Consider the following 7,613-nt stretch of genomic DNA (forward strand, 5'->3'; position numbering starts at 1 on the left):
CTTTCACACTGCACCCGGAGTTAAGAGCCGATTGTCAGGCAATAGCCAGCATGACTGAAAGCCAGTTAACCGTACCGGCGTTGTCTATTGTTGTGTTTGTCAAGGAGCGAAGTGGCGGCGTTTCAAATCCGTGGATGTAAGTTGAACTTCTGAACTCATCCACTTCTGGAAGGCTATACGACAGGTGTGATTGCCTGTCGTTCTTTTGCTCTGAACCTTATGGCAATCTCCCGAACCATCACGACCTGTCCCGTTTCCTGTTCTTTTCAGGGGCTCCTGAGACCTTTTGTCTCATTCTTTACTTCCTCTATCTTCTCTTGAACCAGGTGATTTCCATCATGCAACTACTTATCCGTCACATCGTTTGTTTTTTTTTCTGTTTGTCCATTCTTCAAGACAGTAGCGCCAACGTCATACTCCATGCGTTCAACTGGCGATACTCGGAAGTTAGCGAAAAAGCAGATGAAATAGGCAAGCTGGGATACAAGATGGTTCTGGTATCCCCGCCATTGAAAAGCTCCGGTGAACAATGGTGGGCTCGCTATCAGCCCCAGGACTACCGGGTAATAGAAAACCCTTTGGGCGACACCTGTGATTTCAAGCAAATGGTGAGTGCTCTAAAGCAGCATAATGTGGTCGTGTATGCGGATATTGTCCTCAATCATATGGCCAACGAGGCTTCTGAGCGGGATGACCTTAATTATCCAGGACATAGAATCCTTGAGCAATACGCAGCCAACCCTGCTAAATACTCATCCTTAACACTTTTTGGTGATCTCAATCAAAACCTCTTCTCTGCTTTGGACTTCAATCCCCCCAACTGTATCAATAACTACAACTCGCCTTATGAGGTTCAAAACTGGCGACTCTGTGGTGCACCTCCAGATACCGGACTGCCGGATCTGGTCAGCAATGGCTGGGTTATTGAGCAGCAGCAAAATTATCTGCGGAGTTTACGGGACATGGGGGTCAAGGGTTTCAGAATTGACGCAGCCAAACATATGCCGCTTGAGCATATCAATCAGGTGGTCACTCCCGACATCAAGCACGGCATGCATATTTTTGGAGAAATTATTACCAGCGGTGGAGCCGGAAGCAGTGAGTATGACCGGTTCCTTAAGCCATACCTGGAGGGTACCGATTTTGCCGCCTATGACTTTCCTCTATTCAGTAGCCTGTTTAATGCGTTCAACGTTGGCGGAAGCATGGATCTCCTTGTTGACCCCCTTGCTTTTGGTCAGGCACTCCAGCCAGAAAGAGCCATTACTTTTGTCACCACCCATGATATTCCTAATAATCAGGGCTTTCGTTACCTGATCATGGACAAGACCGATGAGCAACTGGCATACGCCTATATTATGGGCAGTGACAGTGGCGTTCCCCTGGTTTACTCCGATCATGACGAGAGCGGTGACCATCGCTGGGTTGATGCCTACAAGTCCGCCCCGTTAAAAGCCATGCTTGAATTCCACAATGCCAACCATGGACAACCTGTGAAGATAATCGGATCAGGGGATTGTTTTCTGTTATTCACTCGTGGGGAAACCGATGCCACAGGGGTGGTTGGGATCAACAAATGTGAACATGGCCAGGAATATTGGATAAACACGGAAGACCATAAATTCTCCTGGTACCAGACCTATTTCGATGTTCTCGATCCTTCTGATACATTCACGGTGACCAGCCAATGGCACAGGCTCTATATACCTGGACGGAAGGCTAAAATGTGGATGCGGCAGTAACAGCAGGCAATGGTTCAGAATTTGAGTGGCAGGTATTTCTTGCGACAGGCTAAGGAATTGTCCTTTAATAAATTCCACATTTGGGAAAACGGCCCTTAATTACCGACCAACTTCCGCTGTCATCCTGTACAGGGATTGTACAGGATCCATCCACAGGGAGGTGACTGTCGATGGCTGGCTATCCCTGCCAGATGGATTGTGTACAATCTCGGTAATTGCGCCTGCATTACTCTACCTCCTCGACTTTGGCCTCCTGCGTCGTTCTACCTCCCACATCCTTGTGGTCGTGCATCCATGCAGTTGCCTGTACACAATGACAGCGGAGAACTCAGCCGGAATTGTTTACGGTACTCCCAGACGCCGCAATCCAATCTACTGCAAATGGATAATTTATTTCGGGACAATTCCTCAATGAGTGCGATTGCTATCAATCCCTGCACTGACCAATATACATTTCATGGTTTCCTGCAGGCGCATTGATTCTGAAGCTGTATACATACCTGCCGGGTGAGGGAATCACAATACCGGACTCCGTACCCGGACCTGCTGCGGTGCTCATTGCCTGAATACTGCCCGGTTTGACCGCAGCGGAACGGCTAACCGCGTACTCAGCACTCCAGTTTTTACTGGCAAACTTGAAAGTAAACGCGGTTTTGGCGGACTCATTCACAACAACCTGGTAAAGGTTATTGCCTTTATAGCCAAACTTGTGAGTATCCGGAGTGGCCATAAAACCATCACCGGTCTGATAAGTCCCTCTTATCCACATCTCTTTGCCCAGCGGCCCCTGACCCTCGACATCTGGCAGGTTACAGCTGGCCAGTGCATCACTGACAACCGTTTCCTGCTGTTGGACGGTGATGATGTCGGAAGGCTGGTTGATAGCAAAAAACTGACTTTCCAGTCCATTGAGCTTTATTCGATACAGGCCATTATCAGGGTTCAGCCGTGTATCATCCAGAAGACTGGTGAGGCTGCCACGACTGCCAATGGCCGCCGTATGAAGGTTGACTGTGACGGGTTTTTTGCTGCTGTTGACCAGGTAGAGAACATGATCTTTGCCATGATCCTTGCGATCAATATAAACGCGCTCATCCGAAAAAACAGGGGTACGGGAGCCTGAGTATAATGCAGGGTGCCGGGATCGCATGCTCATTAGCTGGCTAACATACGCTTTCAGATTGCGTTCATCTTCATTTAACACGACAACGGCCGCGCCTACTGTAGAAGGCAGCCCTTCGATACGCCCGGAGGTTCGTCCGGCATGGTCGTCACATAAGCCTTGAACAGCGCAGGAGTGGCTGGGTAATTTGTCTGCAAATCCAGGTACTGAAGCACCAATTTCTTCGTTGTAATAAAGAGTGACAGGTCCTGAATAAGCAGCCATAAAACTGAATGCCGCTTTGTGACGAGCCCAGTATTCAGGGTTATCAGGGGTTCCCAATCGGGCTCTTTGCAGTAGATTCCCGAACCGTGGGAAATCGTGATTACCCAGCATCAGGTTGGGCATGGCGTGATCCGGGTAAGCCGTTGATAGTTTCAGAGCACTGTTAAGGTGTGAAGCCGGACGACTGTGGTTGCCTTCTTTATCGCTACCAAACGTTTGCACAAGTGCGCTGCGAACCGGAAAATCAAACGCTGACAGCAGCGCCGGGGTTTCGTTACTGCCATAGCCTGTTTCGCTAATGTAACCGGGCGAATTCCAGATCTCGGCAACCATATAACCAAGAGGGTTCACTGCCTGACCGTCCCGGTTGGTGTAAGTGACGGATGTTGATGCTTCCTGAACGGCTTTACGCAATTCACTCCAGTACCTGACCGGAACCTGGTAAGCCTGATCGAGTCGCCAGCCATCAATTTTCAGTTCTTTGATCCAGTAAGTGGCGACCTCTTTAAAGAATGCCAGGTCTTCAGGGTAGCGAGCCTCCCGACCAGTTCCCGCTTGAGGCTGGCCTGTTTTTGAAAGGGTTTTTCCTGATGGAGAAGGGTAGACAGCCGCATTTTCCTTGAAGTGCCCAAAGACACCATCAAAGAAAACATAAAGCCCTCTTTTATGCGCTTCATTGACCAGCTCCCGAGCCTGTTCCAAAGTGCCAAAGCGAGGGTCAATGGCGAAAAAATTACTGGCAAAATAGCCGGTGGCATCCAGCCTGTCCGCCCACTCATCCTGACTGTCTAAAGGTACGCTGTGGAACACAGGGGTTAGCCAGATGGCGTTGAAACCCAGGGACTGGATATAATCCAGGGACGCAGTAATACCGGCAATATCGCCTCTATGATGACTGGTTCCATAACCGGTATTGAAATCAGCGTTGGGATCCGCATCGATAAATGATTCGACCATCACCTGGTAAATACGCAAGTTGCAGGCAGCACTTTCCTGATCGTCACGATTGCACGTCAGGCGCGTTTCTGTGTTATTGGCAGCGGTTAATACGGTAACTTCACTGGCATTGTCTGGCGGTGCATCTGGAATAATCGTTGGTGCAGTTTGACATCCTGTGGTTAGTGCACTGAGGCTGAGTGCCAGTAATAACGTTTTCATGATGCCAGTTCTGTTCATAAAAGAGGACGCCGGATTAATCAACAATTCAGTTTACTGATTGCCCTTCGCAAATGCTGGCTAAGGAATTGTCCTTGAATAACATGTCTCATGTTGAACTCGGACTCCGTTCACCCTGAGCGCCCTTCGACTTTGCTCAGGATGAACTGTTTGGCACAACATGGCCCGGGGTTTACGCCCTTCCATACTTCAACAAGCCTCAGCACTCAGGACGAACGGGGTTTGGAGACTCAGAAATGTGCAAATTATTTCGGGACAATTCCTGACTCACAATTATTTAACGAAACCGCCCGGAAACAGCCCTCGAATTAATCGGTGCCGTTACAAACTCATGTCCTTTTCCAAGCATGCTACGCTATTAACATTAACAACGGTTAGTCAGTCATTGCAGTTTAGATGTGAAACTGGGGCAGTTCTTTCTTTTTGAATAAATTCAAGATTCAAGATTCAAGATTCAAGACGCGACCCTGGCTTTGCGATGAGGATGCATCCGGTTTTGTACGTATGCGAGCCGCTTTTCCCGCAAGCTGAAGCCTGCCCGTGGGTGCCTGAGGCAAAAGACGATGGATGAATATTTTAAGCTTATCGATAAGCCTACCTTTTTTGGTGCGCTTGTTTTACTCCTCTCGGTCGTCATACCGTTGGCCCTTTTCCCTGTTGAGGGGGCTCAATGGATCGCCATGGCGAAAGCGTTTATGACCGACACCCTTGGGAGCCTTTATCTCGCTCTGGGTGTGGCTGCTGTCCTGTTTATGACCTACGTGATTTTTTCAGACGTTGGCCAGATCAAACTGGGTGATGTTGATGAAAAACCGGAATACTCCACCGCTTCCTGGTCTGCAATGCTGTTTTGTGGCGGTATTGGTGCCAGTATTCTCTACTGGGGGACTATTGAATGGGCCTATTATTATCAGGCACCCCCTTTCCAGCTGGAACCCGCCAGTGAAGAAGCCATTCGATGGTCTGCCACCTACGGCATTTTTCACTGGGGTCCGATTGCCTGGTGTATCTACATGATTCCGGCCGTGCCGATCGCTTACTTCTTTCATGTTCGCAAAAACCCTGTCCTGAAAGTATCTGCCGCATTGATGCCGGTACTGGGTGAAGCTCGCAGCCACGGCGTGACTGGCAAAATTATCGATATCCTGTTTATTTTTGGTTTGCTCGGTGGTGCGGCAACCACGCTTGGCCTGGCGGCTCCCCTTATTAGCGAAGGGGTGACGTATCTGACCGGCATACCGTCAACCACTAGCGTACGAATTGGCGTACTGCTGGTTTGCACTGCGCTGTTTGCCTATTCGTCGTATAGGGGGATGGATCAGGGTATCAAACTGTTAAGTAATATTAACTTCTGGGGCGCTATTGGCCTGTTGGCCTTTATTTTTGTCTGTGGCCCAACGCTGTTTATGGTGGAGACCGGGCTGGACTCTATTGGTCGTATGATGTCCAACTTCTTCATCATGGCGACCTGGGCTGAACCTTTTGGTGGTTATGGCACTTTTGAAGATACCCACTTCCCTCAGGACTGGACTATTTTTTACTGGGCCTGGTGGTTGGTATTCGCGCCCAGTATGGGGCTTTTTGTTGCCCGGATTTCCAAAGGCCGCACCATTAAACAGATGGTATCCGGCGCGGTATTCTGTGGCTCTTTTGGTTGTGCCGTCTACTTTATGGTGCTGGGAAATTATGGCCTCTCCCTGCAGCTCTCCGGCCAGTTGGATGTGGTGGGCATTCTCAATGCAGAAGGGCCCACGAGAGCCATTTTCAGTATTCTTGAACAGCTGCCCTTCAGTTACCTGGTTATTATATTGTTTACCGCTCTGTGCATTATTTTTACGGCGACCACCTTTGATTCAATCTCTTTTATTCTGGCGTCGGTGGTACAGAACAATGTGACGGACGACCCGATGCGCTGGAATCGTCTGTTCTGGGCTTTTACCTTGTCGCTGATGCCTTCTGTCCTGATGTTTATGGGCGGTTTGGAAACACTCCAGACCGCCGCTATTGTCGGCGGTCTTCCGTTGCTGGTGGTGGCGGTTATGTTGATGATTTCTACCGTTAAGGCGACACACCTGGATATAGCTACCCAGGAAGGTTATGAAGCTTCAACCATTCACATTGAGGATCTGCCCGACGTTGACCCCTGGAGCCTGGAAGGGTCTGCCCTGGCGCGTTTTGAAGCGTTGCGGGATCAGGCAATGAAAGCGGCCAGACATGAACGCAAGGCTTTACACCGGCTGGTGATATTAAAGAAAGAAATTCGCATGGAAGCGATGTCGCGCAGAACGTCAGGCATGGAACTTGGCGATGAACCCCAGTATTTGCTGGACAAAGAAGCGCTGTTGACGCAAAAGGCGATAGATGCAAAAGAGCAGAAACTGTCAGCTTCCGGGCTGGCGCAACAGGCTCGTAGTGAATTCGATGAGTTGGTGCGCCAGAAGGCAGAAGAAGGCGTTTGAGGGCAATTTTTGACCACTGATTAATAGCCGTATTGTGGAGTTTACTCATGTTGCAACTGATAAAAACGATTGTCCTGATCGCATGCCTGGTAACCGCTGGTCTGTCCGTAGCCGACCACAGAACCGTTAAACGTCTGGTGGTATTTGGTGACAGCCTGTCCGATCAGGGAAAACTGTACCAAAAATATTTCAAGTTAATACCCAAATCCCCCCCATACTGGGATGGGCGATTCAGCAACGGCCCGGTATGGACAGATATTCTTGCGGCAGACTACAGCATTGTGAACGAGTCTGAGGGCGGTGCGACGGTGGTTGATTACACCCGGTTCAGTAGTGACTGGGAGTATGCCGTAGTGACGAATCTGAGCAAGGAGATCTGCGATTTTCTGGGCAAGCATGATTTCCTGCCAACGGATCTGGTCATTATCCTTCTGGGCGCCAATGATTATATTGGCGATGACCCGGTTCATGATGACAATGTGCAACGTGTGATCCGTGATCTGGCGGATAACATTGCCTATATTCAACAAAAGGGGGCTCAACAGGTTCTTGTGGTCAACCTGCCTGATTTGGGGAAAACACCCTATGAACGGTTTGAGGATAATGATGATGTGAAATCACAGGTGATTGACACCCATAACCGACTGCTTGATGAAAGACTTTCCTCCCTTTTTTCGCCTCATTTCCTCCAGGTTTTTGACTTGCATGCTCATGTTGACGCCGTATTGAAAGCGCCCGGCAAGCACAGTTTGACCAATGTTTTGTCACCCTGCCTGACTGAAAGTACAACGCATGATAGTGCCGTTTTTATGCAGCCGCGTGAACAGGAGCTTTATCAAGCACTGATCA

General features: G+C 49.3%; 4 protein-coding genes. 3 read left to right on the plus strand and 1 reads right to left on the minus strand.

All coding sequences use genetic code 11. The annotated features are described in order from the left end of the window. Positions 1 to 338: 338 nt before the first annotated feature. Positions 339 to 1,742 carry an alpha-amylase family protein gene (locus RM811_RS07050; protein ID WP_402522268.1) on the plus strand — a complete coding sequence of 468 codons (1,404 nt, stop codon included), beginning with the start codon at positions 339 to 341 and terminating at the stop codon, positions 1,740 to 1,742. Between the two features lie 427 nt (positions 1,743 to 2,169). On the opposite strand, the gene RM811_RS07055 is transcribed toward RM811_RS07050, so the two are convergent. After that, on the minus strand, positions 2,170 to 4,287 hold the full coding sequence (locus tag RM811_RS07055; protein ID WP_402522270.1) for an alpha-amylase family glycosyl hydrolase: 2,118 nt from the start codon (positions 4,285 to 4,287) through the stop codon (positions 2,170 to 2,172). A gap of 581 nt (positions 4,288 to 4,868) precedes the next feature. Between RM811_RS07055 and RM811_RS07060 the strand changes: the two genes are divergently transcribed. Then, on the plus strand, positions 4,869 to 6,764 hold the full coding sequence (locus RM811_RS07060; protein WP_402522272.1) for a BCCT family transporter: 1,896 nt from the start codon (positions 4,869 to 4,871) through the stop codon (positions 6,762 to 6,764). 47 nt (positions 6,765 to 6,811) lie between these two features. Further along, positions 6,812 to 7,613, plus strand: an 802-nt coding sequence (locus tag RM811_RS07065) for an SGNH/GDSL hydrolase family protein (protein ID WP_402522274.1), incomplete at its 3' end; no start/stop codon positions are given.

Source organism: Endozoicomonas sp., assembly GCF_031844845.1.
GTDB lineage: Bacteria > Pseudomonadota > Gammaproteobacteria > Pseudomonadales > Endozoicomonadaceae > Endozoicomonas.